This is a genomic window from Mesorhizobium sp. WSM4845 (assembly GCF_055811455.1).
This window is the reverse complement of sequence record NZ_JBVVQA010000006.1, coordinates 168,755-191,514: the sequence shown is the minus strand read 5'-3', so window position 1 is coordinate 191,514 and position 22,760 is coordinate 168,755. Positions and strand designations below refer to the sequence as shown.

Here is a 22,760-nt window from a genome sequence, read left to right as displayed (position 1 = left end):
TCCGGCCGCCCTCTTTGCGTCGCCCGCGACGCCTTGAACCCCGCGCAACGAGGGATTCACCTGTGACCACCGAGGACCGCATCCGCGCCCTGCCCTGCTGGACCGGCAGCGTCGAGATCGCGCCGCTGCCGGGCGGCCTGAGCAACGCCAACTATCTGGTCAAGGACGCCGCCGGGCGGCATGTCGTGCGCTTTGGCCAGGACTTTCCGTTCCATCACGTCTTTCGCGAGCGCGAGGTGATGACCGCGCGCGCGGCGCATGCCGCCGGCTTCGCGCCTGCCGTCCGCCATTCCGAGCCCGGCATCCTGGTAACGGAATTTCTCGGCGCCAAGACTTTTGTCGCCGAGGACGTCCGCGCCAATATCGACCGCGTCGCCGCCCTGATGCGCGGCTTCCATCGCGAGATGCCCAATCATGTCTCCGGCGCCGGCTTCATGTTCTGGGTATTCCATGTCATCCGCGACTATGCGCGCACGCTGGAGGAAGCCGACAGCCGCATGCGAAGCGAGTTGCCGCGGCTGCTGACGCTTGCAGACGAGCTCGAACGGGCGCAGAAATTGCTGCCGATCGTCTTCGGTCATAATGACCTTCTGCCGGCTAATATTCTCGATGACGGCCACAGGCTGTGGCTGATCGATTTCGAATATGCCGGCTTCAACACGGCGATGTTCGACCTCGCCGGCGTTGCCTCGAACGCCACCATGAACGACGAGGAGTCCTTCGCCTTCTTGACCGCCTATTTCATGAAGGAGCCGGACGAGGCGATCCGCCGCTCGCATGCGGCCATGCAATGCGCATCGCTGTTGCGCGAGGCGATGTGGAGCATGGTTTCCGAACTTTATCTCGACGCGCCCGGCATCGACTACGTTGCCTATACCGACGAAAACCTGACGCGGCTCGATGCCGCGCTGGAAAACTACAGAACAAAATACGGACAGATATCATGACCTTGCCCGCCCACGCCGAGGTCGTCGTCATCGGCGGCGGCATAATCGGCTGTTCGACGGCTTATCATCTGGCGCGTGACCACAAGGCCGATGTCGTGCTCCTGGAACAGGGCAAACTGACTTCGGGCTCGACATGGCATGCGGCGGGGCTGGTCGGTCAACTGCGGTCTTCGGCCTCGATCACCCGCGTGCTCAAATATTCGGTCGATCTCTACAAGGGACTGGAAGCCGAAACCGGGCTGGCCACCGGCTGGAAGATGACCGGATGCCTCAGGCTCGCCACCAATGCCGACCGTTGGATCGAGTACAAGAGGCTGGCGACGACGGCGAAGAGCTTCGGCATGGACATGCAGTTGCTGTCACCGGCCGAGGTCAAGGCGATGTGGCCGCTGCTGGCAACCGGCGGTCTCGTCGGCGCCAACTGGCTGCCGACCGACGGCCAGGCAAACCCTTCCGACATCACGCAGTCGCTGGCCAAAGGCGCGCGCATGCATGGCGCCAGGCTGTTCGAGGATGTCCGCGTCACCGGCTTCGACATGCGGGAGGGCCGCGTCACAACGGTAAAGACCAACAGGGGCGATATCGCCTGCGACAAGGTGGTGAACTGTGCCGGGCAATGGGCGCGGCAGGTGGGGGCGCTAGCCGGCATCAACGTGCCGCTGCAGCCGGTGAAGCACCAGTACATCGTCACCGAGAGAATAGACGGGTTGGCGAGCGATGCGCCGACGATCCGCGACCCCGACCGCCGCATTTATTTCAAGGAAGAGGTCGGCGGGCTGGTGATGGGCGGCTATGAGCCGAACCCGCAAGCCTGGACGACCGGTCTTCCCGGCGGCGATGCCCCTGACGACTGGCAGTTCCGGCTGTTCGACGACGACTACGATCATTTCGAGCAGCATATGAACCAGGCAATCAAGCGGGTTCCGGCGCTCGAAACCGTCGGCGTCAAGCAGATGATCAACGGGCCGGAGAGCTTCACGCCGGACGGCAATTTCATTCTCGGCGTGGCACCCGAATGCGCCAACATGTTCGTCGGCGCCGGCTTCAACGCCTTCGGCATCGCGGCAGGCGGCGGCGCCGGCTGGGTGCTGGCGCAGTGGGTCGTCGACGGCGAGGCGCCACTCGACCTGTGGGTGGTCGATATCAGGCGCTTTTCCGACCTGCACCGCGACCGGCAATGGGTCCGCGACCGCACGCTGGAAGCCTATGGCAAGCACTATACGATCGGCTTCCCGCATGAAGAGTATGCCACGGGCCGGCCACGGATCGTGTCGCCGCTCTATGAACGGCTGCAAAAGCACCGCGCCGTGTTCGGCTCCAAGCTCGGTTGGGAGCGGCCGAACTGGTTTGCGCCCGAAGGCGTCGAGCCGAACGACATCTATTCGATGGGCCGGCAGAACTGGTTTTCGCCGGTCGGCGACGAGCACCGGCACGTGCGCGAACACGTCGGCATCTTCGACCAGTCGTCCTTCGCCAAATACGAAATGACCGGTGCGGATGCGCTGAAGGCGCTCGACTGGATCTGCGCCAACGACGTCGCCAAGCCGGTCGGCCGGCTGACCTACACGCAGCTTCTCAACACGCGCGGCGGCATCGAGGCCGACCTGACCGTGGCGCGGCTCGGCGAAGACCGATTCTACGTCGTCACCGGCACCGGCTTTAGGACGCATGACTTCTCGTGGATCGGCGACCATGTCGGCAACGAGCTCGACGTGACGCTCACCGATGTCACCGAGGATTTCGGCACGCTGTCGCTGATGGGGCCGCGGGCCCGCGACGTGCTGGCTGCGGTGACCGATGCGGACGTGTCGAACACCGCTTTCCCGTTCGGACACGTGCGGGAAATCTCCATCGCCGGCACCACAGTTAGGGCGCTGCGCGTCACCTATGTCGGCGAGCTCGGCTGGGAGCTGCATGTGCCGATCGCGGCGACGGGCGAAATCTTCGACGCTCTGATGGCGGCGGGCGAGGAGCACAGCATCCGCCCGATCGGCTACAGGGCGCTGGAATCGCTGCGGCTGGAAAAAGGCTACCGCGCCTGGGGCTCCGACATCACGCCCAACGACATGCCGCAGGAGGCCGGCCTCGGCTGGGCGGTGAAGCTTCGCAAGAATACAGATTTTCTCGGGCGGCGGGCGCTGGAAGAGATCGGCGGCGCGGTTCTGAAAAAACGCTTTGCCGGCTTCACCGTCAACGATTGCGAGATCGTGCTGCTCGGGCGCGAAACGATCCTGCGCAACAGCGAGCCGGTCGGCTACCTGACCAGCGGCGGCTATGGCTACACGGTCGGAAAGAACATCGGCTACGGCTATGTGCGCAACGCCGACGGCGTCAGCGACGATTTCCTCACCTGCGGCGACTACGAGCTGGTGGTGGCTATGGAGCGGACGCCGGCAAAAATCCATCTCGAGCCGCTTTACGACCCGGCCGGAGAAAGGATCAGAGCCTAAAGCGCGTCGCGTCTGAACGGATTCATGCGAGGCGCTTTGAGTTCTTGTTTCTATGCATGTCGTTATCGCAAACCGCTGCGCACCCTCGGGTCAGGCCCGAGGGCGTGCTTTTGAGCGACATGCATAAGAGCGGGATGGTCAGTTCACGCGCAGAACGAGACCGCGGCTGGGCACGGTGTCGGCCTCGCCCGGCATGGAGACATAGGGCGATGTCTCCTCGGCGCGCGTGACGACGCCCTTCGCCTCGAGGTCGGCTATCCCTGCGGAAAAGCCGGCGTCCCACAGGGTGTTCTTGACCGTCAGCACGATTATCCCGCCCGGCCGGCAGATGCGGATCAGTTCGTCCAGCCCCTCAGCGCCGACATGGCCCGAGGTGAAGACGCCGGCCGATATGATGCCGGCATAGGCATCATCCGCGAAGGGCAGCGGGCCGCCGAGCGCCAAGCAGTGAAGCGCCGAATAGACGCCCTTGCGCGCTGCCTGGGCCAGCATGCCTTCGGAAATGTCGAGCGCCTCGACCTGCGGATAGCCCGCGATCTTCAGCCACTCGCCGATGAGCCCGGTGCCGGCACCGGCATCGAGGAGCGGTGCCGCGCCGCGCGGCAGGTGGCGGGCAAGCAGGGCAAGGCAGATGGTCGGATGGCGATAACCGGCCGCCGACATGTCGGCGTCGTAGGTGTCGGACCAGCGGTCGTAGAGCGCCGCCACCTCCTCTGGCCGCTTCGCTGCATAGGCCGCGGCGAGCGCGCCTTTGTTTTTCCTGTCCGCCATTACAGTCTCGTTCGCAAATCAAAGTGCCGCAGCGTTCTTAGCGCGTCCTACAGGAACGCACGGCGCTGGAGTGAACCGCATGCAAGCGATGATAGCCAAACGGCGAAATTTGTGGAACCGTCGTCACCACAAATAGACGTGAAAAGAGGGCAGAAGCGATGGTGGACGAGGAAGCACGCGCGGCGCTTGCAGCCATTCCGGCGCTGGCCGGCTACGAGGGCCCGCTGGAGCGGCTGGGTGGCCTCACCAACCTCGTCTTCAGGGCTGGAGATGCCTGCCTGCGGATTCCCGGCAAGGGCACGCAGGAGTATATCAACCGCGCCAACGAGGCGGTGGCGGCGCGGGAGGCGGCGATGGCCGGCGTCAGCCCCGAGCTGCTGCATGTCGACGGCGAGACAGGCGTGATGGTGACGCGCTTCATCGCGGGCGCCGAGACGATGTCGCCGGATAAATTCAAGACCCGGCCGGGCAGTCCGGCGCGTGCCGGCAAAGCCTTCCGCAGATTGCATACATCCGGCGCGGTGTTTCCCTTCCGCTTCGAGCTGTTTGCGATGATCGACGACTACCTGAAGGTGCTGTCGACCAAGGACGTCGCCCTGCCTGCCGGTTACCACGACGTCGTTATCGAGGCGGAAACCGTGCGCTCGGCGCTTGCCGCGCATCCCCTGCCTCTCGTCGCCTGCCACTGCGATCCGCTGTGCGAAAATTTTCTCGATACGGGCGACAGGATGTGGATCGTCGACTGGGAATATTCCGGCATGAACGACCCGCTCTGGGATCTCGGCGACCTCAGCGTCGAAGGCCAGTTTGATACGGCGCAGGAGGACGAGATGATGGGCGCCTATTTCGGTGGCGAGCCGACGCCGGCGGAGCGCGGCCGCATCGTCATCTACAAGGCGATGTGCGATCTCTTGTGGACGCTGTGGGGACTGATCCAGCTTGCCAACAGCAATCCGGCCGACGATTTCCGCGCCTATGCCGACGGTCGCTTTTCACGCTGCAGGGCGCTGATGGAGACGGCCGACTTCTCAACGCATCTGGCGGCGGTGCGCGCCGGTTAAATGCCAAAACTCTGAACCTTAAGGCACCAGAAATCTGGACCCTAGTTGACACCTTTCGGCACGTTTTCGGGCGGCACCGTGTCGACTACTTTCTGGCGATGGAAGATGAACAGGCCGGCCAGCACGATGATGCCCGAGCCGATCAGGATGCGCGGGCCGGGCATGTCGCCGAAGAAGGCCAGCCCGAAGATGACGGCCCACAGCAGCAGGCTGTAATGCAGCGGCGCCAGCGTCGACGCCGGCGCCAGCTTCAGCGCCCTGGTGATCATCAGATGCGCGCCGCAGGAGACGATGCCAAGAAGCAGCATGGCGCCGAAATCGAGCGAGGACGGCGTCTGCCAGTTGCCGATGGTGAGAAACCCGCCGACCAGCAGCGTGCCGATGGTTTGCCAGGTAACGAGCGAGGTGTCGCTGGTGCTACGCAACCGCCGGTTGAGAATGATCGCGAAGGCGAATGAAATGCTTCCGGCCAGCGCGAAGGTCGACGACAGCGAAAACGCGGCCGAGGACGGTTCGAGCATGATCAGCACCCCGCAGAACCCGACCAGAATCGCCATCCAGCGGCGCCAGCCGACCTTTTCACCAAGCAACAGGTGGGACAGCGCCGCCACGTAGATCGGCCCTGCCATGTAGAAGCTCATGACGTCGGCGAGCGGCAGATAGACGACGGCGGCGTAGAACAGCGCCGTGTCAAGCGTCGTCATGACGACGCGCAAGACCTGCAGTTCCAGGCGCTCCATGCGGAACAGCCTGGCCGCGCCTTGACGCGCGATCATCGGACCGAGCACGAAAAAGGCGCCGATGGAACGGATCAGCACGACCTGGCCGACGGAAAAGCTGGCGACCAGCCATTTGCCCATCGCATCATTCAAAGCAAACAGGAAATCGCCGGCCAGCATCAGCAGAATGCCAGCCAAAAGCACGTTCCTGAACGTTGAATTCTGGGCTGTTGGCTGTGCCATGCCGATGTCGCTTCCTCCCGCATGAAAGCCCGGTGAGCAGCGTCGTAGACGCAAGCGGCCGCTTTGACGAGCGGAAATCGGGAAGCCGGCCAGACCAGGGACCGGAAATCGGCTGGGCCTGTACGGACGATCGCAACGGCCTACTTTGGCCGTGGCCGAATGATAACCGGACGATAGATCACCGGCCGATCCCAAGGATCGAAGACCGACGCACTTCTGAGCTCGGCGCGGCGCGCCAGATCGATGCGCTGCAGACATTCGGCGAAGGCATCATTCTTCCTGACGAAGCCGTAGGATCGGCATTTCGCCTCGTCCGCGGCACGACGGTCTTCGGCCGTCATGCAGCCTGCACAGGTCGCCGCCATCACGACCACCATCGCCGCCTTGTGCCACATGACATCCTCCTCGGCATAAAACTGGAGGTTGATTGTAGACTTGCGGTCAGGACCTATCAATCTGATCGATAGAGTTTTGAGACCGGCGATGCCTGCGGTTTACTGTTGCCGGCCGTCCGGCGATCGAGAGCCGTGTTTCCTGCCTGGCCCGCTCGGCCACCACCTTGCCCCTGGCGATGACACAGAGCCGCTCGGGACGCAGGCGCAAGGCCTCGACCGGATCGCCGGCATCGAGGACGACGAGGCTGGCGCGCTTGCCGACCGACAGGCCGAAATGGTCGAGGCCCATGATGGCGGCGTTGACGTTGGTGACCATGTCGAAGCAGCGCGCCATGTCGGCCGGGCTCGACATCTGGGCGACGTGAAGGCCCATGAAGGCGACGTCGAGCATGTCGGCGGTGCCCAGCGAATACCAGGGGTCGAGCACGCAATCCTGACCCCAGCCGACGCGAATACCGTGGGCAAGCATTTCCTTGACCCGCGTCAGGCCGCGGCGTTTGGGAAATGTGTCGTGGCGGCCCTGCAGCATGATGTTGATCAGCGGATTGGGGATCGCCGAGACGCCTGCCTCTGATATCAGCGGCAACAGCTTCGAGACATAGTAATTGTCCATCGAGTGCATCGACGTAAGATGCGAGCCGGCGACCCTGCCCTGCAGGCCGAGGCGTTGCGTCTCATAGGCCAGTTGTTCGATATGGCGCGACAGCGGATCATCGGTCTCGTCGCAATGCAGGTCGACCATGAGGCCGCGTTCTGCCGCGATTTCGCACAGTTCCGTCACCGAACGCGTACCGTCGGCCACGGTGCGCTCGAAATGCGGGATACCGCCGACGATGTCGACACCCATGTCGAGCGCGCGGATGGTGTTATCGCGCGCCGTCGGCGAGCGATAAAACCCATCCTGCGGGAAGGCGACCAGTTGCAGGTCGATATAGGGCGCGACGGTCTTCTTCACATCGAGCAGGGCTTCGACCGCCAGCAGCCTGGTATCGCAGACATCGACATGGCTGCGGATGGCGAGCAGGCCCATGGACACTGCCCAGTCGCAATAGGCGAGCGCGCGGTCGCGCACCGCTTCGTGCGTCAACAGCGGCTTCAGTTCGCCCCACAGCGAGATGCCTTCGAGCAGCGTGCCCGACACGTTGATGCGCGGGATGCCTAGCGAGAGCGTGGCGTCCATGTGAAAATGCGGATCGATGAAGGGCGGCGAGATCAGATTGCCATGGGCGTCGATCGCCGTGCCCGCGCCAGCGTTCAGCTCCGGCTCGATGGCCGCGATAGTCTCGCCGATGATGCCGATATCGGCGATCCTGCCGTCGGGCAGCGTGCCGCCGCGGACGATAAGGTCGAAATCCATCTACCGTCATCCCTTTGAAGAAGCGAACCTATTCCGGCACATACCTTACCGCACCCTTTGCAGCACTGGTCGCCATCGAGGCGTAGGCGCGCAAGGCCATTGTCACCTTGCGCTTGCGCTTTTCCTCGGGCTTCCAGGCGGCGGCTCCCTTGGCCTCCATCGCGGCGCGGCGGGCGGCCAGTTCGGCATCGTCGACGGCAAGCCGGATGGTGCGGTTCGGGATATCGATCTCGATCGTATCGCCCTCATGCACCAGCCCGATCAGCCCGCCTTCCGCCGCCTCGGGAGAAGCATGGCCTATCGACAGGCCGGAGGTGCCGCCGGAGAAGCGGCCATCGGTGACCAGCGCGCAGGCCTTGCCGAGGCCCTTCGACTTCAAATAGCTGGTCGGATAGAGCATTTCCTGCATGCCGGGGCCGCCGCGCGGCCCTTCGTAGCGGATGACGACGACATCGCCGGCCTTGATCTCGTTGGACAGGATCGCCTTGACGCTGGCGTCCTGGCTTTCGAACACCCTGGCCGGGCCGGTGAATTTCAGGATCGATTCATCGACGCCCGCGGTCTTCACGATACAGCCGTCGAGCGCCAGGTTGCCTTTCAGCACGGCAAGGCCACCATCCTTGGAAAAAGGATATTGGGCCGAGCGGATGACACCCTTCTCCCGGTCGAGATCGAGTTCGTCCCAGCGGCGATCCTGGCTGAAGGCGACCTGCGTCGGCACGCCGCCCGGGGCCGCCAGAAAGAAGTCGCGGACATTCTGGCTTGACGTGCGCGAGATATCCCAATGGTCGAGCGCTTCGCCGAGGCTTGCGGTGTGCACGGTCGGCAGGTCGCGGTTGATCAGTCCGGCGTTATCGAGCTGGCCGAGGATCGCCATGATGCCGCCGGCGCGGTGGACGTCTTCCATGTGCACATCCGCCTTGGCGGGGGCAACCTTGCATAGCACCGGCACCTTGCGTGACAGCGCGTCAATGTCGTCTTGACCGAAATCGATCTCGCCCTCATGCGCGGCAGCCAGGATGTGCAGCACGGTGTTGGTCGAGCCGCCCATGGCGATGTCGAGCGTCATGGCGTTCTCGAAGGCGCCCTTCGAGGCGATGCTGCGCGGCAGCGCGGTGTCGTCGTCCTGCTCGTAGTAGCGCTGCGCGAGATCGACGATCAGGTGGCCGGCCTCGACGAACAGCCGCCTGCGGTCGACGTGCGTCGCCAACGTCGAACCGTTGCCGGGCAGCGAAAGGCCGAGCGCCTCGGTCAGGCAATTCATCGAATTGGCGGTGAACATGCCCGAGCAGGAGCCGCAGGTCGGGCAGGCCGAGCGCTCGATGGTCTTGACGTCCTCGTCGGAGATCTTGTCGTCGGCAGCCGCGACCATGGCGTCGACCAGATCGAGCGCCTGCGTCTTGCCGGCAAGCACCACCTTGCCGGCCTCCATCGGGCCGCCGGAGACGAAGACGGTCGGGATATTGAGACGCAGCGACGCCATCAGCATGCCCGGCGTGATCTTGTCGCAATTCGAGATGCAGACCATGGCGTCGGCGCAGTGGGCGTTGACCATATATTCGACCGAGTCGGCGATCAGCTCGCGCGAAGGCAGCGAATAGAGCATGCCGTCATGACCCATGGCGATGCCGTCGTCGACAGCGATGGTGTTGAACTCTTTCGCAACGCCGCCGGCCTTCTCGATCTCGCGGGCGACCAGCTGGCCGAGATCCTTGAGATGGACGTGGCCCGGAACGAACTGGGTGAAGGAATTGACGACAGCGATGATCGGCTTGCCGAAATCGGAATCCTTCATGCCGGTGGCGCGCCACAGGCCGCGGGCGCCGGCCATGTTACGGCCATGGGTGGTGGTGCGGGAACGGTAGGCGGGCATTAAACTGTCCTTGCTGTCTGCGTCGCGTCCGAACAGGCGCGGAAAACCGGAATTGAGCGGCGTTATATACGGCACCGTCTGGTCTGGCCACGGTTTTGCGATGCGCCGGGATCTTGAGCCAAGGACGGCAAGCCGGTCCAGGACGTAAAAAAAATCAGAGGTGCTGTCGGATCGTGTTTTGTTTGAGCGTCCTTGGGCAGACGGCGGCGACCGGCATCAATCGCCAGCCGGCCGTTGGACGCGTGAAAACAAGCCAAAACAGCCCGAGGAGCAAGAAAATGCAAAAGATCACCCCCTGCCTGTGGTTCGACGACCAGGCCGAGGAGGCCATGAACCATTACATCTCCATCTTCAAGAACTCGAAGGTGCTGAGCGTGATGCGCTGGCCCAAGGGCAGCGGCGATAATGAGGGCAAGGTGCTGGTGACCTATTTCGAGCTCGACGGCGTGCAGTTCCAGGCGCTCAACGGCGGGCCGCAATTCAAGTTCACCGAGGCAGTCTCGCTGTCCATCGACTGCAAGACGCAGGAGGAGGTCGACTATTTCTGGGACAGGCTGATCGAGGGCGGTGGCGAGCCCAGGCAGTGCAGCTGGCTGAAGGACAAATTCGGCGTCTCCTGGCAGGTCGTGCCGGAGCAATTGCCGAGGCTGCTGCAGGACCCCGACACGGAAAAGGCCGGCCGCGTCATGCAGGCGATGATGCAAATGACCAAGATCGACATCGCCAAGATCGAGGAGGCAGCCAGGGGGTGAGCGAAGGCGATCTTCCCTTCTCCCCTTGTGGGAGAAGGGTGGATCGGCGCGCAGCGCCGAGACGGATGAGGGGTGTTCCAGCGGAGCGAGACGTTGGCGTTCCCTGGAACACCCCTCATCCGTCGCCTTCGGCGACACCTTCTCCCACAAGGGGAGAAGGGGAAACCAACAGCTCAGGCCGCCTTGTCGCGGACCTGGTAATCCTTGACCGCCGCAAAACGGATCGCCTTCCAGCGCTCGGCCTCGTAGTTGAGCGAAAAGGCGTGCTGGGCGAGGAACACCGGATCGTTGTCGAGGTCGCGGGCAATGTCGCCGCGATGCGCCTCGATGAAGCGATGCACCTCGGCCTTGTCGTCGGCCGATATCCAGCGGCAGACGGAAAAGCGCGACATCTCGAAATCGACCGGCAGCGTGTATTCGATATTCAGCCGCTCCTTCAGCACGTCGAGCTGCAGCGCACCGACGACGCCGACGATTGCCGGCGAGCCGTCTTCTGGCGAGAACAGTTGCACGACGCCTTCCTCGGCCATCTGGTGCAGCGCCTCCTTCAGCTTCTTGGCCTTCATCGCGTCGCCGAGCCGGACGCGGCGCAGGATTTCCGGCGCGAAATTCGGCACGCCGCGGAACAGGATCTCCTCGCCGTCGGTCAGCGTATCGCCGATGCGCAGCGTGCCGTGGTTGGGGATGCCGACGACGTCGCCGGCAAAGGCCTCGTCGGCGGTGACGCGGGTGCGGGCGAAGAAAAATTGCGGCGCCGACAGGCTCATCGGTTTTCCCGTGCGTACCAGCTTGGCCTTCATGCCGCGCTCGAGCTTGCCCGAGCAGACGCGGACGAAGGCGATGCGGTCGCGGTGGTTGGGATCCATGTTGGCCTGGATCTTGAAGACGAAGGAGGTCATCTTATCCTCGGTCGCCTCGACCTTGCGGGTGTCGGCCTCCTGCGCGCGCGGCGGCGGTCCGTAGGCGCCAAGCGCCTCGATCAGATCGCGCACGCCGTAGTTGCGCAGCGCCGAACCGAAATAGACCGGCGTCAGATGGCCCTCGCGGAACGCACCGATGTCGAGCGGGCGGCAGGCTTCGCGCGCCAGCTCCAGCTCCTCGATGAAAGCCTCGCGCTCGTTCTCCGGCAACAGGCCGGCGACGCGGTTGGAATCGGGACCGTTGACCGGCGTGCGTTCTTTCTCCGCGTCGCCCTTTCGCACGGCGTTCAGCGCTAGATGATAGGTGCCGGAAAAGGTCTTGCCGCGGCCGATCGGCCAGGTGATCGGTGCGGTGTCCAGCGCCAGCTTCTGCTCGATCTCGTCGAGGATCTCGAACGGGTCGCGGCTTTCGCGGTCCATCTTGTTGACGAAGGTGATGATCGGGATATCGCGAAGCCGGCAGACCTCGAACAGTTTTAGCGTGCGCGGCTCGATACCCTTGGCGGCGTCGATGACCATGACCGCCGCATCGACCGCCGACAGCGTGCGATAGGTATCGTCGGCGAAATCCTCGTGACCGGGCGTATCGAGCAGGTTGAAGACATTGTCCTCATACTCGAAGGTCATCACCGAGGTGACCACCGAAATGCCGCGCTCGCGCTCGATCTTCATCCAGTCCGACCTGGTCTGGATGCGATCCTTCTTGGCCTTGACCTCGCCGGCAAGCTGGATGGCACCGCCGAACAGCAGCAGCTTTTCGGTCAGCGTCGTCTTGCCGGCGTCCGGATGCGCGATGATCGCGAAAGTGCGGCGGCGCGCCACCGCGTTCGTGATGTCTTCAGCCAATTTGTGGAATCCCATGTGGTGCGCGGGCTTCTACCAGCGCTTTTGCAGCCTGTCGAACAATTTTGGGCGGTTTGCCCGGCCTTGAGATAGGTCCGCCGCAATGGCATCAACAGAGGCGGTTCGATAAAGGTCCATCCATGAGCGCAGCCAAACACGTCATTGTTGTCGGCGCCGGCATCATCGGCGCGTCCATCGCCTGGCATCTGGCGAAGGCTGGCGCGAACGTGACGATCGTTGCCGACAGCGGTGCCGGCGGCGTCGCCACGCCGAATTCCTTTGCCTGGATCAATGCCAGTTGGGGCAATCCAGAGCCGTATTTCCGGCTGCGTACCCGTTCGATGGCCGAATGGACGCAGCTTGCCCATGACGTGGCCGGCATTCCGCTCGCCTGGTGCGGCGGCCTGTGCTGGGACCTGCCGCCGGCCGAGCTTGAGGCCTATGCCGCCGAGCATTCCGCCTGGGGCTACGGGATCGAGCGCGTCGACCGCGTGGGAGCCGCACGTATAGAGCCCAATTTGACCGAGCTTCCCGACTTCGCCCTTCACGTCGCTGAGGAGGGCGTGGCCGAACCGGTCGCGGCCACGCAGACGCTGCTGGCCGACGCCGAGCGGCTTGGCGCGCGGGTGATTACCAGCACGACAGTCACCGCGCTGATACAGACCAATGGCAGGATTAGCCGCGTCGATACGTCAGCCGGACGGATTGTCGCCGACGAGGTAGTGATCGCGGCCGGCGCCGGCTCTGCGGCAATTGCGGCGACGGCCGGGCTAAAACTGCCGATCGAGACGCCGCCCGGCCTGATCGTCCATTCACGCCCGTACGAAAAGCTGCTCAACGGCCTGGTGATCGGCGACCGGCTGCACATGCGCCAGACTGCCGAGGGCCGCATCATCGCCGGCTCGGATTTCGGCGGCGCCGATCCGGGCATGGAAGCCGAAGCCACAGCCCGAGAGTTGTATGCGTCGATGAAAACCATGCTCCGCGGCGCCGACCGGCTGGAACTGGATTTTCACACCGTCGGCTGTCGGCCAACGCCGATCGACGGCTTTCCGATCATCGGACGGGCTCAAGGCGTGAGCGGCCTCTATGTCGCGGTCATGCATTCGGGCATCACGCTGGCGCCAGCCGTCGGCCTGTTCGCCGCCCGGGAAATACTGGACGACGCGCGCGACCCGCTGCTTGAGCCTTATGGGTTGACCCGGTTTGCTCAATAGCCGGGCGGACGGCGAAAACCGCCGCTCAGCGGCGCTATCGCCCTGGCGATGCCAAGCAGCCGCGATTCTGACCAGCGACGGCCGACCAGCTGCAGGCCGATGGGCAGGCCGTCGCGGTCCTGCCCGCAGGGAATCGACAGTGCCGGGTGGCCGCTGTAGTTGAACACCGCGCCATAGGCTGGCAGCAGCCAGTAGCTCTGCTCCCTGTCATCGACCTTGATCGGTGTTCCCGGCTCGCAATGGGGAAAGGCCGTGGTCATGGCGACAGGGCAAAGCAAGACATCGCAACCTTCGAAAAACCAGTCCCAGGCAAGAATTGACTGGTCGCGGCGGGCGAGCGCCTCGAACCAGCGCGAGACCGGTGTCGGTTCTTCCGGCGGCTCCGGCTGCGCAGCCTCCAGCATCATGCCGATCAGCGCACCGCCTTGCGTCAGATCGTCATGCAAGTCGAGCGTCGGCAGTCTTGCTTCCTCGACGGCTGCCCCCGCAGACTTGAGTTGCTCGGCCAGACTTTCGACCGCGGCCCTGATCTCGCCGGCTACCGGAAAACCCGGAAAGGCCGGCGCGAAAGCGATGCGCAGGGTCTTGGGATCAACCTCCGGCGTGCCCTCGACAGGCACCGGGGCAAGGTCGGTGTCGCTGCCATCCGGTCCTGCAATGATCCTCAGGATCAGCGCCAGATCTTCGACGTTGCGGGCCAGCGGACCGATGCAGGACATCAGCCGTACGCCGCGCGGTACGCCACCGGGATCGGGAAAGGCGCCGGCCAGGGAGACGCGATGCTCGGTCGGCTTGAGGCCGTAGACGCCGCAGAAGGCTGCCGGCAGGCGGATCGAATCCTGCATGTCGGTGCCGAGTTCGAATGGCGTCATGCCCGCGCAGAGTGCTGCCGCCGCTCCCCCGCTTGAACCGCCTGCGGTGCGCGAGAGATCCCATGGATTACTGGTGCGGCCGAACAGCGGATTGTTCGACTGCCAGTCGGCCAGCATCGTTGCGACGTTTGTCTTGCCGACCAGCACGCCGCCGGCCGCCTTCAACCTGAGAACGACCGGGCTGTCCTTTCTCGCCACATAGTCGGCAAAAGGCGGGAAGCCGACCGTCGTCTTCATCCCCAGTGTTTCGTGGGTGTCCTTCAGCGTGAACGGCACGCCGTGCAGCGGCCCGAGAGCGTCGCCGCGCGCCTGCGCTTCGTCGGCCTTCTTCGCGCGAGCGCGAGCCCCTTCCCTGTCGAGCGTGACGACCGCGTTGACCGCCTCATTATGCCTGTCGATCTCAGCCAAATGCGCGTCCAGCGCTTCCACGGCGGAAATCTTGCGGTCGCGGATCGCGGCAGCCAATTCTCTGGTGGAGGAAAAGACGAGGTCCATGACCAATGCTCCGGCTTGCTAGCGGCGCCAGCCTCACCAAATGGCGGACTACGGCGCGTCTTCAAGCCGAGTTCAGCATTCGAGGACAGGTGGTGCTTGATCGGAATTGCGCTGCGAGGGTCTGCTGAGGGGGCGCTGTCCCGCGATATTGCCGCGATAGCGAGGGATCTACACGGCCAGCGCCAGTCTTGCCGGTTCCGGCGCAAATGGACGAATGGTCATGCCGTCTCTGGTGATGGTGACGAAGCTAGAGGGCGGGATCGGCTGCCAGTCGCCGCCATCACGGTCGAAAGGCTCCGACATAAGGCATCGCCCGCCGCCATTGCGGAAGACGGAGGTGTAGAGCGTCGGCGCGTGGGCATCGGTCGCATAGCGCACTGCGTGGAGCGATTCGCCGTCCGACAAGGCGGCGGTAAGTCTCAGCGCCGGTTCGAAGCCGGCGCGGCGCGAGGCGTCGATCACCCGCGCCGTAGCGCGCGACACCGCGCCTTGCGGATCGCCCGCCAGACCCTCGTCGATCATCAGGAGAAAGAAAAGTTCGGAATCGGTGGTGCCCTCGCGCCGATCGAAGACATCGTCGGAGAGCGCGTTTTCCAGCGCGCGGCGGATTCTTTCGAAGCCGCCGATCTGGCCGTTGTGCATGAACGACCAGCGGCCGGCAGTGAAGGGATGACAGTTCATGCGGCTGGTGGCGCCGCCGGTCGAGGCGCGCACATGGGCAAGGAACAGGCTGGACCTGATCTGCCGGCACAGGCTCTTCAGATTGGGATCGGACCAGGCCGGCAGGATGTCGCGATAGAGACCCGGTTCGGGCCGGTCGCCGTACCAGGCGAGACCAAAGCCATCGCCATTGGTCGGCGACTTGGCTTCTTGGGCGCAATGACTCTGGGCGATCAGCGAATGGCAGGGCGCCGTGACGATGTCTTCGAGGAAAACCGCTTCGCCAAGATAGGCCGCCCACCGGCACATCGCTTAATCCCCCTCAGGCGCGATCCATGAGAGCCGCAGGCTCCTTGATCGCGTGTGTGCCTCTGTTGTGCGTGCGCTCATAGAGCTCGCGAACGATTCGGCTGGCCGTAGTCTCAAACAGAAACGGCAAGAAAGCGTGAATGAGTGCGGCGAACGCTGCCATGAACAGACGCGAGCAGAACCACGCCGCGAAGGCCATATGGCTGAAATAGGTCTCGCCCACCTTGGCCGGGTGAGAGGTAAAGAGCCTTGCAAGCCGTGTCGTCATGGTGATCCCTCCTGCCTGGGTAAGCCCCCAATGCTGAGTATTCTGGCACGAGCTTTCGGTTCATCGGTCCCAAATCATCCTTGTGTTTGGCCAAATAATGGGACAAACATCCCACATGTCTCTGGAAATCGATGAGATCGACCGAAGATTGCTGGCCGAGTTGCAACGCGACGGCACGCTGTCGGTCGACCAATTGTCGGAAAGGGTGTCGCTGTCGCGCAACGCCTGCTGGCGCCGCGTCAAGCGGCTCGAAGAAGACGGCGTCATCACCGGCCGGGTGGCGCTGGTCGATGCCGACAAGCTTGGCCTTGGCCTTTCGGTGTTCATCCTGGTCCGGACCTCCAATCATGATCCGGACTGGCTGCAAAAATTCCGGGCGGCAGTGAGCGGCTTTCCCGAGATCACCGGCGTCTACCGCATGTCCGGCGACCTCGATTATGTATTGCGTGCCCGCGTCGCCGACGTGAAGGCGTATGACCGGCTCTATCAGCGGCTGATCGCCAAGGTGGCGCTGTCGGATGTTTCGGCGTCCTTCGTCATGGAGGAGATCAAGGAGACGACGATCATTCCCGTAGAACTGCGCTGAAACGGAACTGCGCTGAAAGAAAGCCGTTGATAGCCTGGCCGCCGAGTTGACTGAATCGGCGTTGACAGCGATAGGATCAGCCTCATGCGCGCAGCACTCTACACTTCCTCCGTCATCGGTCCGGCCGTCGGCTTCGTCAGGCTGCCGCATGGTGAAGGCCTGCCGCTTCCCGCCTATGAAAGCGCGGGCGCCGCCGGCATGGATCTGCGCGCCGCGGTGCCGGACGACCGGCCGCTGCTGATCCTGCCGGGAAAACGCGCGCTGGTGCCGACCGGGCTGATCCTGGAGATCCCGGAGGGCGTGGAAGGCCAGGTCCGGCCGCGCTCGGGCCTCGCCTTCAAGCATGGCCTCACCTGCCTCAACACGCCGGGTACCATCGACAGCGACTATCGCGGCGAGGTCAAGGTCCTGCTGATCAATCTTGGCGACGAGGATTTCGCGGTGACGCGCGGCATGCGGATCGCCCAGATCGTCTTCGCCCCGGTGACGCAGGCGACGGTCGATGAGCGCAGCTTGGCCGGCGGAACGACGCGCGGCTCCGGCGGTTTCGGATCGACCGGCACGGCCTGATGTCCCTACCCAAACTGGTCATCTTCGATTGCGACGGGGTTCTGGTCGACACCGAGAACCTGGCCAATCGACGCCTCGCCGAATGGCTCAGCGCCGCCGGCTACCCGGCAAGCTTCGAATATTGCCGCAAGAACTTCTCCGGCCGCGCCATGGTCTCGGTGCAGAAGGAAGTCGAGGCGACCGGCGCCAGCCTCGGCGCCGATTTCGTCGACCGTTGGAACGCCGGTCTGCCGGACCTGTTCGCGCATGGCGTCGAAGCCGTCCCCTATGTCAGGCAGTTCATCGAAGCCGTGCACGCTGCCGGCATCGCAACTTGCGTCGCTTCGTCGGCGCGGGTGAGTAAAATGCACATCACGCTCGGCCAGACCGGGCTGCTGCCGCTGTTCGAGCATGCACTGTTCAGCTCGACCATGGTTTCGCGCGGCAAGCCGTTTCCCGACCTGTTCCTGCATGCCGCAAGCACGATGGGCTTCGCGCCCGCCGACTGCATCGTCATCGAGGACAGCGTCGCCGGGACATTAGCCGGCATTGCCGCCGGCATGCGCGTATTTTCCTACTACGGCGACCCGCATTCCGACCGCGACGGCCTGACCGAGGCCGGCGGCATCCTGTTTGACGACATGCGCGAGCTGGCCGGGCTGGTGCCGATCCCCTGATCTGGTCTTCAGGTTTTTATCCGGCTGGACGCGCCAGGCGCCCATGCTAGCTTGCCAATGTTCGACAGTGGGAGGCGCCCAGCCTATGAACTCGATCCTGTTTCGCTTCACCCTCGCCTGCTTGCTGCTGCCGTGTCTGTGGGCCGCGGCCGGCGCGCAGGGCGTCAGCTTCCCGGACCTTGGCAGCGCCGTTCCCGGCCACAAGGACACGACCTATCTCGACCTCGCCAGGATGGTCATTCCCGATCTGGCGGCGGACAAGGACGGCTTCTACCGTGGTTCCATGCCGATCGAGATGCGCCATATCGAAGGTGGGGATAGCGGTGGCCTGCCACCCGAAACGTCGGGCTTTTCCGATGCTGGCGTGCTCCAGATCAGGGCCGGCGGCAAGGAGCGGCTGGCCATGCTGTTCGACCTCGGCAGTTCCTCCGACAGCGCTGAGGGCTTTGCGGTGCTGGCGCTCTACGATCTTGCCGGCAAGCCGAGACTGCTCGACGCTGTCAATGTCGCCGTCGACCGGAGCACCTATCTCCGCGATCCGGGCAAGCTGCCGATCGGGCCCGGCGATGACGCCATCATTACCCTGAGCACGCATTTCAATTCGAGCCAGGGCTATGTGAGCACGCCGCTGATTCTGGTCCGCGACGACAGGTTCGAGCTGATCGACATGATCTATACGTTCGACGAGTCCCTGTGTGCCTACAGGCGCACGCAGGAGTTGGGGTTTCAGACCGTTGCGGAAGGCCAGCCCTATGCGGCCATCAAGGCGACGGTGACCGATGCCACCGTGCCGAATGGCGAAAGCTGCGACGATCCGGCGCCCGAGGCTTCCTCGCGCGACATCTCCGTCACCTACCATTGGGACGGGACCGCATACGTCAAGGGGTCCGACGCACTGGACAAATTGGCAGGAGAGAACGCCAATCGCTTCTGACCCAATCGCATTCGTTTGCCCGGCGGGCAGTGGCGGGATAAAATGCGCTTCGCACTCTGGGGAGCATCCATGGACAAGGGCAAAATCTTTCGCGACCTGCACAGTTCGATCTTCGTCATGCCCAACCCCTGGGACGTCGGCACGACGAAACTGCTGGCCTCCTTCGGTTTCAAGGCGTTGGCGACGACCAGCGCCGGCTTTGCCTTTTCGCGCGGCCTGCCCGATGGCGCGGTGACCTTCGAGGCGATGATCCACCACTGCCGCGAGGTGACCGCGGCGACCGGCCTGCCGGTCTCGGCCGACCTCGAGAAGGGCAAGGGCGACAGCGCGACAAGTGCCGCGGAAACTGTCTTCGCAGCCGAAGCGGCAGGCCTCGCCGGCTGCTCGATCGAGGACCACACCGGCGAGCCCGACAAGCCGATTTATGAATTTTCGCATGCCGTCGAGCGCGTCGCCGCTGCAGCGGAGGCGGCACGGGCGCTGAAGCACGACTTCGTCTTCACCGCGCGGGCCGAGAATTTTCTGTGGGGCAGGCTAGACATCGACGACACGATCAAGCGGCTGCAGGCCTTCGAGAAGGCCGGCGCCGACGTGCTCTACGCGCCAGGCCTCGGCGATGTCGAGACGGTGCAAACCGTCTGCTCGGCGCTGACCAAGCCGGTCAACGTCATGGTGAGGCCCGGCTTCACCATCGCCGATCTTGCCCAGGCAGGGGTCAAGCGCATTTCGCTCGGGCCCTGGCTGACCAATTACGCCTTCGGCATGCTGGAAACGGCGGCGCGCGAGATCCAGCAGGACGGCACCTTCGGCTTCACCCGCACCGCCATGCCGTTCGGCAAGCTGCAGGCGTTGTTTGCCGAACCCAACGCATGAAGCTCAGCGTCGTCGACATGCACACCGGCGGCGAGCCGCTGCGGATCGTCACCGGTGGTTATCCCAGGATTCCTCCAGGCACGATTCTGGAAAAACGCGCCTATGTGCGCGATCATCTCGATCATCTCAGGAAGATCCTGATGTTCGAGCCGCGCGGCCATTACGACATGTATGGCGCGCTGCTGGTGGAACTCGACCTGCCCGGCGCCGACCTCGCCGTGCTGTTCATGCACAATGAGGGCTATTCGACGATGTGCGGCCACGCCATCGTCGCGCTCGGCCGCTACTCCGTCGACGAGGGGCTGGTGGCGCGGCAGGAGCCGCTGACGACAGTCAACATCGAGGCGCCGTGCGGGCTGGTCGTCGCCTCGGTCGAGGTGCAGGACGGCAAGGCCGGTGCTGTGTCATTCGAAAGCGTGCCGGCCTTTCTGTTCGCCCGCGACCAGCAGATCGAATTGCCGGGTTACGGGGCGATCGGATTCGACATCGCCTATGGCGGCGCCTTCTATGCGCTCGCCGATTGCCGGCAGTTCGGGCTGGAGTTCGGCAAGAACCGCGTGCGCGATTTCGTTGATGCGGCGACGGCACTGACGGAGAAGCTGAAGAAGGGATTCCCGCTGTCGCATCCCGACCATGCCGAGCTTGCCTTTCTCTACGGCACCATCCTGACCGACGGACAGGACGCATATTCCGATAGCCCGACCAAAAACATATGCGTCTTCGCCGAGGCCCAGGTCGACCGCTCGCCGACCGGATCGGGTGTCATCGCGCGGCTGGCGGCGATGCATGCCAGGGGCGAAATCGCCGGCCAGACGCGGCTGTTCGAGAGTATCGCCGGCTCGCGCTTTTCCGGCAGCGTGGCGAGGACCGCGAAAGCCGGGCCGCATGACGCCATCATCGCCCGCGTCGGCGGCCGCGCCTTCTACTGCGGCCGGGCCGAATTCATCGTCGAACCCGACGACGAGCTGGGACGCGGTTTTCTCTTACGCTAGCGCCGGGCCCAACAAACGGAATCGAGCGTACCGTTGGGTACGCCCCGGAAGCGCAGGACATCGGCATTCGCAAGCCGGCATTACCAGAGCATCAGCACTCCTAAGCCGCTTCCCGCGCCGAGATGGCCTTGTGCAAATGCACCATCATGGCGGCGGCGAACAGCGGCGTCAGAAGGTTGAGCAGCGGCACGGCGAGGAAGGCAGCAACAACCAGCCCGGCGAGAAACACCGTGACGGCATGTTTTTTGCGTAACGCCCGTGCTTCGGCCTCCGGGCGAAAGCGCATGGCGGCGAATTCGAAGAATTCGCGTCCCAGCAGATAGCCGTTGACGATGAAGAAGGCAGCGATGTTGATGCCCGGCACCAGCAGCAGCAGCAAGGCCACGATGTTGCCGAGGATGACGACGCCGAAGAATCTTATCGCCAGCACCAGCGAGCGCAGCGCCGGCATGGCGCGGCCGGGTGGGTCATTGGGATAGTCGGTGCGCTCGACCAGTTCGGCGGCGTCGTCGAGGAACAGGCCGGCGATGATCGCCGTCACCGGCGCGATCAGCAGCGCCAGACCCAGCGCCAGACCGATCCCGGCGACGATGACGCCCAGCCATCCGGCCCAGGACGGCAGTGCGGGCAGCCATGCGTCGATCCATGGCCAGGCCAGCCATTCGAACAGGCCCTCGATGGCGAACCAAAGCGCGGCGAGCGCCAGCAAGGTCAGGCCCAACGTTTTTACGAACACCGAGCGGAATTCGGGCGAGAACAGCTGGCTGGCGGCGGCGCGGGCGGCGCTGGAGATCACGGCGTTTCCAATTCCATGTTGAACATCTGCGAAATAAGCGGAGACACGAGAAGTCACAAGCGCAACCAAGGGCGCAACCACGTGCGGCGTCACGCCAATTAAAATCACGACCTAGGCAAAGCCGCATCAAATCGCTAGACCCGCCCGCGGCCGGCATGCCAGAAAGCCGGTGGTTTTTCGCGGAGACATGATTGATGCCGAACTATGACGTGCTTTGTATCGGTAATGCCATTGTCGACATCATCGCCCAGTGCGACGAGGCATTCCTTGAGACGAACGGCATCATCAAGGGCGCGATGAATTTGATCGACACGAGGCGCGCCGAGCTGCTCTACAGCCGCATGGGCCCGGCCATCGAAGCCTCCGGCGGCAGCGCCGGCAACACGGCGGCGGGCGTCGCCAGCTTCGGCGGCCGCGCCGCCTTCTTCGGCAAGGTCTCGAATGACACGCTCGGCGAGATCTACGCCCATGACATGCACGCCCAGGGCGTGGCCTTCGACACCAGGCCGCTCAATGGCGAACCGCCGACGGCGCGCTCGATGATCTTCGTCACGCCGGACGGCGAGCGCTCGATGAACACCTATCTCGGCGCTTGCGTCGAGCTCGGTCCGGAGGATGTCGAGGCGGACAAGGCGTCGGGCGCCGCCATTACCTATTTCGAGGGCTATCTGTGGGACCCGCCGCGCGCCAAGGAAGCGTTCCGGCAGACGGCGAAGCTCGCCCACGCAGCCGGGCGCGAAGTGTCGATGACATTGTCGGATTCGTTCTGCGTCGACCGCTACCGCGAGGAGTTTCTGGAGCTGATGCGCTCGGGCACCGTCGATATCGTCTTTGCCAATAGCCACGAGATCAAGTCGCTGTACCAGACCGCCTCGTTCGACGAGGCGCTGGCCCAGATCCGCAAGGATTGCAAGATCGCCGCCGTCACCCGCTCCGAAAAGGGCTCGATCATCGTGCGCGGCGACGAGACCGTCACCATCAATGCGACGGAAATCCGCGAACTGGTCGACACCACCGGCGCCGGCGACCTCTATGCCGCCGGCTTCCTCTACGGCTACACACAAGGCCGCAGCCTGAAGCATTGCGGCGATCTCGGCTCGCTGGCGGCCGGGCTGGTGATCCAGCAGATCGGGCCAAGGCCGCGGCAGAATTTACGCCACGAGGCTGAGCAGGCAGGGCTGCTGTAGGAAGAGGCGCTCGT

Annotated in this window: 22 protein-coding genes; 12 read left to right on the top strand and 10 right to left on the bottom strand. The window is 64.1% G+C overall.

What is annotated here, in order from left to right; genetic code table 11:
- The first annotated feature begins 62 nt into the window (after nucleotides 1–62).
- Nucleotides 63–947 (top strand): phosphotransferase family protein, encoded by an 885-nt coding sequence (locus AC0L2C_RS09930; RefSeq protein ID WP_128168301.1) that lies wholly within the window; start codon nucleotides 63–65, stop codon nucleotides 945–947.
- Entirely contained in the window at nucleotides 944–3,397 is a 2,454-nt protein-coding gene (locus AC0L2C_RS09925) for a GcvT family protein (protein WP_473523268.1), read from the top strand. The genes AC0L2C_RS09930 and AC0L2C_RS09925 overlap by 4 nt, the downstream gene beginning before the upstream one ends.
- A gap of 138 nt (nucleotides 3,398–3,535) precedes the next feature.
- Here the strand turns inward: AC0L2C_RS09925 and AC0L2C_RS09920 are convergent, their stop codons facing one another.
- Entirely contained in the window at nucleotides 3,536–4,168 is a 633-nt protein-coding gene (locus AC0L2C_RS09920; protein WP_023802865.1) for a class I SAM-dependent DNA methyltransferase, read from the bottom strand.
- A 158-nt stretch (nucleotides 4,169–4,326) separates the two neighbouring features.
- Between AC0L2C_RS09920 and AC0L2C_RS09915 the strand changes: the two genes are divergently transcribed.
- Nucleotides 4,327–5,229 (top strand): phosphotransferase family protein, encoded by a 903-nt coding sequence (locus AC0L2C_RS09915; protein ID WP_128168304.1) that lies wholly within the window; start codon nucleotides 4,327–4,329, stop codon nucleotides 5,227–5,229.
- 41 nt (nucleotides 5,230–5,270) lie between these two features.
- Here AC0L2C_RS09915 and AC0L2C_RS09910 read toward each other — a convergent pair whose 3' ends face one another.
- From AC0L2C_RS09910 to ilvD, 4 genes are all read right to left on the bottom strand, one after another.
- On the bottom strand, nucleotides 5,271–6,191 hold the full coding sequence (locus tag AC0L2C_RS09910) for a DMT family transporter (protein ID WP_287239167.1): 921 nt from the start codon (nucleotides 6,189–6,191) through the stop codon (nucleotides 5,271–5,273).
- A gap of 140 nt (nucleotides 6,192–6,331) precedes the next feature.
- A complete protein-coding gene (locus AC0L2C_RS09905) occupies nucleotides 6,332–6,586 on the bottom strand; it encodes a hypothetical protein (RefSeq protein WP_473523267.1) in 255 nt (84 codons plus the stop codon).
- A 46-nt stretch (nucleotides 6,587–6,632) separates the two neighbouring features.
- Complete coding sequence (locus AC0L2C_RS09900) at nucleotides 6,633–7,943, bottom strand: amidohydrolase family protein (protein ID WP_473523266.1); 1,311 nt, start codon at nucleotides 7,941–7,943, stop codon at nucleotides 6,633–6,635.
- 28 nt (nucleotides 7,944–7,971) lie between these two features.
- Nucleotides 7,972–9,816, bottom strand: a complete 1,845-nt coding sequence (ilvD, locus tag AC0L2C_RS09895; RefSeq protein WP_023802860.1) for a dihydroxy-acid dehydratase — start codon at nucleotides 9,814–9,816, stop codon at nucleotides 7,972–7,974.
- Between the two features lie 278 nt (nucleotides 9,817–10,094).
- Here ilvD and AC0L2C_RS09890 point away from each other — a divergent pair, with 278 nt between their 5' ends.
- A complete protein-coding gene (locus AC0L2C_RS09890; protein WP_473523265.1) occupies nucleotides 10,095–10,568 on the top strand; it encodes a VOC family protein in 474 nt (157 codons plus the stop codon).
- Between the two features lie 173 nt (nucleotides 10,569–10,741).
- Here the strand turns inward: AC0L2C_RS09890 and AC0L2C_RS09885 are convergent, their stop codons facing one another.
- Complete coding sequence (locus tag AC0L2C_RS09885) at nucleotides 10,742–12,349, bottom strand: peptide chain release factor 3 (protein ID WP_473523264.1); 1,608 nt, start codon at nucleotides 12,347–12,349, stop codon at nucleotides 10,742–10,744.
- 122 nt (nucleotides 12,350–12,471) lie between these two features.
- Here AC0L2C_RS09885 and AC0L2C_RS09880 point away from each other — a divergent pair, with 122 nt between their 5' ends.
- Entirely contained in the window at nucleotides 12,472–13,548 is a 1,077-nt protein-coding gene (locus tag AC0L2C_RS09880; protein ID WP_473523263.1) for an NAD(P)/FAD-dependent oxidoreductase, read from the top strand.
- Here AC0L2C_RS09880 and AC0L2C_RS09875 read toward each other — a convergent pair.
- The 3 genes from AC0L2C_RS09875 to AC0L2C_RS09865 all read right to left on the bottom strand — a co-directional run bounded on the left by AC0L2C_RS09875 (nucleotide 13,542) and on the right by AC0L2C_RS09865 (nucleotide 16,152).
- A complete protein-coding gene (locus AC0L2C_RS09875; protein ID WP_287066098.1) occupies nucleotides 13,542–14,915 on the bottom strand; it encodes an amidase in 1,374 nt (457 codons plus the stop codon). The genes AC0L2C_RS09880 and AC0L2C_RS09875 overlap by 7 nt on opposite strands.
- Nucleotides 14,916–15,083: 168 nt before the next feature.
- Complete coding sequence (locus AC0L2C_RS09870; protein ID WP_023803738.1) at nucleotides 15,084–15,884, bottom strand: class II glutamine amidotransferase; 801 nt, start codon at nucleotides 15,882–15,884, stop codon at nucleotides 15,084–15,086.
- 13 nt (nucleotides 15,885–15,897) lie between these two features.
- Complete coding sequence (locus tag AC0L2C_RS09865; RefSeq protein ID WP_091592874.1) at nucleotides 15,898–16,152, bottom strand: DUF6356 family protein; 255 nt, start codon at nucleotides 16,150–16,152, stop codon at nucleotides 15,898–15,900.
- 115 nt (nucleotides 16,153–16,267) lie between these two features.
- On the opposite strand from AC0L2C_RS09865, the gene AC0L2C_RS09860 reads away from it, so the two are divergent.
- From AC0L2C_RS09860 to AC0L2C_RS09835, 6 genes are all read left to right on the top strand, one after another.
- On the top strand, nucleotides 16,268–16,738 hold the full coding sequence (locus tag AC0L2C_RS09860) for an Lrp/AsnC family transcriptional regulator (protein WP_287066102.1): 471 nt from the start codon (nucleotides 16,268–16,270) through the stop codon (nucleotides 16,736–16,738).
- 84 nt (nucleotides 16,739–16,822) lie between these two features.
- The gene (gene dut, locus AC0L2C_RS09855; RefSeq protein ID WP_027151599.1) at nucleotides 16,823–17,308 is read left to right on the top strand and encodes a dUTP diphosphatase; all 486 of its coding nucleotides are present in this window, start codon (nucleotides 16,823–16,825) and stop codon (nucleotides 17,306–17,308) included.
- Nucleotides 17,308–17,964: an HAD family hydrolase gene (locus AC0L2C_RS09850; RefSeq protein WP_287055152.1), complete on the top strand. Its 657-nt coding sequence runs from the start codon at nucleotides 17,308–17,310 to the stop codon at nucleotides 17,962–17,964. Before dut ends, AC0L2C_RS09850 begins: the two co-directional genes overlap by 1 nt.
- 85 nt (nucleotides 17,965–18,049) lie before the next feature.
- The gene (locus tag AC0L2C_RS09845; RefSeq protein ID WP_287066106.1) at nucleotides 18,050–18,898 is read left to right on the top strand and encodes a hypothetical protein; all 849 of its coding nucleotides are present in this window, start codon (nucleotides 18,050–18,052) and stop codon (nucleotides 18,896–18,898) included.
- Between the two features lie 69 nt (nucleotides 18,899–18,967).
- Nucleotides 18,968–19,771 carry an isocitrate lyase/PEP mutase family protein gene (locus tag AC0L2C_RS09840; RefSeq protein WP_287066107.1) on the top strand — a complete coding sequence of 268 codons (804 nt, stop codon included), beginning with the start codon at nucleotides 18,968–18,970 and terminating at the stop codon, nucleotides 19,769–19,771.
- Nucleotides 19,768–20,763, top strand: a complete 996-nt coding sequence (locus AC0L2C_RS09835; protein ID WP_473523262.1) for a proline racemase family protein — start codon at nucleotides 19,768–19,770, stop codon at nucleotides 20,761–20,763. The genes AC0L2C_RS09840 and AC0L2C_RS09835 overlap by 4 nt, the downstream gene beginning before the upstream one ends.
- A 100-nt stretch (nucleotides 20,764–20,863) precedes the next feature.
- Here the strand turns inward: AC0L2C_RS09835 and AC0L2C_RS09830 are convergent, their stop codons facing one another.
- On the bottom strand, nucleotides 20,864–21,559 hold the full coding sequence (locus AC0L2C_RS09830) for a sulfate transporter family protein (RefSeq protein WP_473490611.1): 696 nt from the start codon (nucleotides 21,557–21,559) through the stop codon (nucleotides 20,864–20,866).
- 194 nt (nucleotides 21,560–21,753) lie between these two features.
- Here AC0L2C_RS09830 and AC0L2C_RS09825 point away from each other — a divergent pair, with 194 nt between their 5' ends.
- Entirely contained in the window at nucleotides 21,754–22,746 is a 993-nt protein-coding gene (locus tag AC0L2C_RS09825; protein WP_473523261.1) for an adenosine kinase, read from the top strand.
- Nucleotides 22,747–22,760 lie beyond the last annotated feature (14 nt).

Bases quoted from the DNA above. Each gene is read 5' to 3' on its own strand.
- AC0L2C_RS09860 (WP_287066102.1), top strand. From the start codon at position 16,268: ATGTCTCTGGAAATCGATGAGATCGACCGAAGATTGCTGGCCGAGTTG.
- ilvD (WP_023802860.1), bottom strand. From the start codon at position 9,816: ATGCCCGCCTACCGTTCCCGCACCACCACCCATGGCCGTAACATGGCC.
- AC0L2C_RS09865 (WP_091592874.1), bottom strand. From the start codon at position 16,152: ATGACGACACGGCTTGCAAGGCTCTTTACCTCTCACCCGGCCAAGGTG.
- AC0L2C_RS09900 (WP_473523266.1), bottom strand. From the start codon at position 7,943: ATGGATTTCGACCTTATCGTCCGCGGCGGCACGCTGCCCGACGGCAGG.
- AC0L2C_RS09880 (WP_473523263.1), top strand. From the start codon at position 12,472: ATGAGCGCAGCCAAACACGTCATTGTTGTCGGCGCCGGCATCATCGGC.
- AC0L2C_RS09910 (WP_287239167.1), bottom strand. From the start codon at position 6,191: ATGGCACAGCCAACAGCCCAGAATTCAACGTTCAGGAACGTGCTTTTG.
- AC0L2C_RS09925 (WP_473523268.1), top strand. From the start codon at position 944: ATGACCTTGCCCGCCCACGCCGAGGTCGTCGTCATCGGCGGCGGCATA.
- AC0L2C_RS09915 (WP_128168304.1), top strand. From the start codon at position 4,327: ATGGTGGACGAGGAAGCACGCGCGGCGCTTGCAGCCATTCCGGCGCTG.
- dut (WP_027151599.1), top strand. From the start codon at position 16,823: ATGCGCGCAGCACTCTACACTTCCTCCGTCATCGGTCCGGCCGTCGGC.
- AC0L2C_RS09890 (WP_473523265.1), top strand. From the start codon at position 10,095: ATGCAAAAGATCACCCCCTGCCTGTGGTTCGACGACCAGGCCGAGGAG.
- AC0L2C_RS09825 (WP_473523261.1), top strand. From the start codon at position 21,754: ATGCCGAACTATGACGTGCTTTGTATCGGTAATGCCATTGTCGACATC.
- AC0L2C_RS09905 (WP_473523267.1), bottom strand. From the start codon at position 6,586: ATGTGGCACAAGGCGGCGATGGTGGTCGTGATGGCGGCGACCTGTGCA.
- AC0L2C_RS09840 (WP_287066107.1), top strand. From the start codon at position 18,968: ATGGACAAGGGCAAAATCTTTCGCGACCTGCACAGTTCGATCTTCGTC.
- AC0L2C_RS09885 (WP_473523264.1), bottom strand. From the start codon at position 12,349: ATGGGATTCCACAAATTGGCTGAAGACATCACGAACGCGGTGGCGCGC.
- AC0L2C_RS09850 (WP_287055152.1), top strand. From the start codon at position 17,308: ATGTCCCTACCCAAACTGGTCATCTTCGATTGCGACGGGGTTCTGGTC.
- AC0L2C_RS09845 (WP_287066106.1), top strand. From the start codon at position 18,050: ATGAACTCGATCCTGTTTCGCTTCACCCTCGCCTGCTTGCTGCTGCCG.
- AC0L2C_RS09920 (WP_023802865.1), bottom strand. From the start codon at position 4,168: ATGGCGGACAGGAAAAACAAAGGCGCGCTCGCCGCGGCCTATGCAGCG.
- AC0L2C_RS09875 (WP_287066098.1), bottom strand. From the start codon at position 14,915: ATGGACCTCGTCTTTTCCTCCACCAGAGAATTGGCTGCCGCGATCCGC.
- AC0L2C_RS09835 (WP_473523262.1), top strand. From the start codon at position 19,768: ATGAAGCTCAGCGTCGTCGACATGCACACCGGCGGCGAGCCGCTGCGG.
- AC0L2C_RS09870 (WP_023803738.1), bottom strand. From the start codon at position 15,884: ATGTGCCGGTGGGCGGCCTATCTTGGCGAAGCGGTTTTCCTCGAAGAC.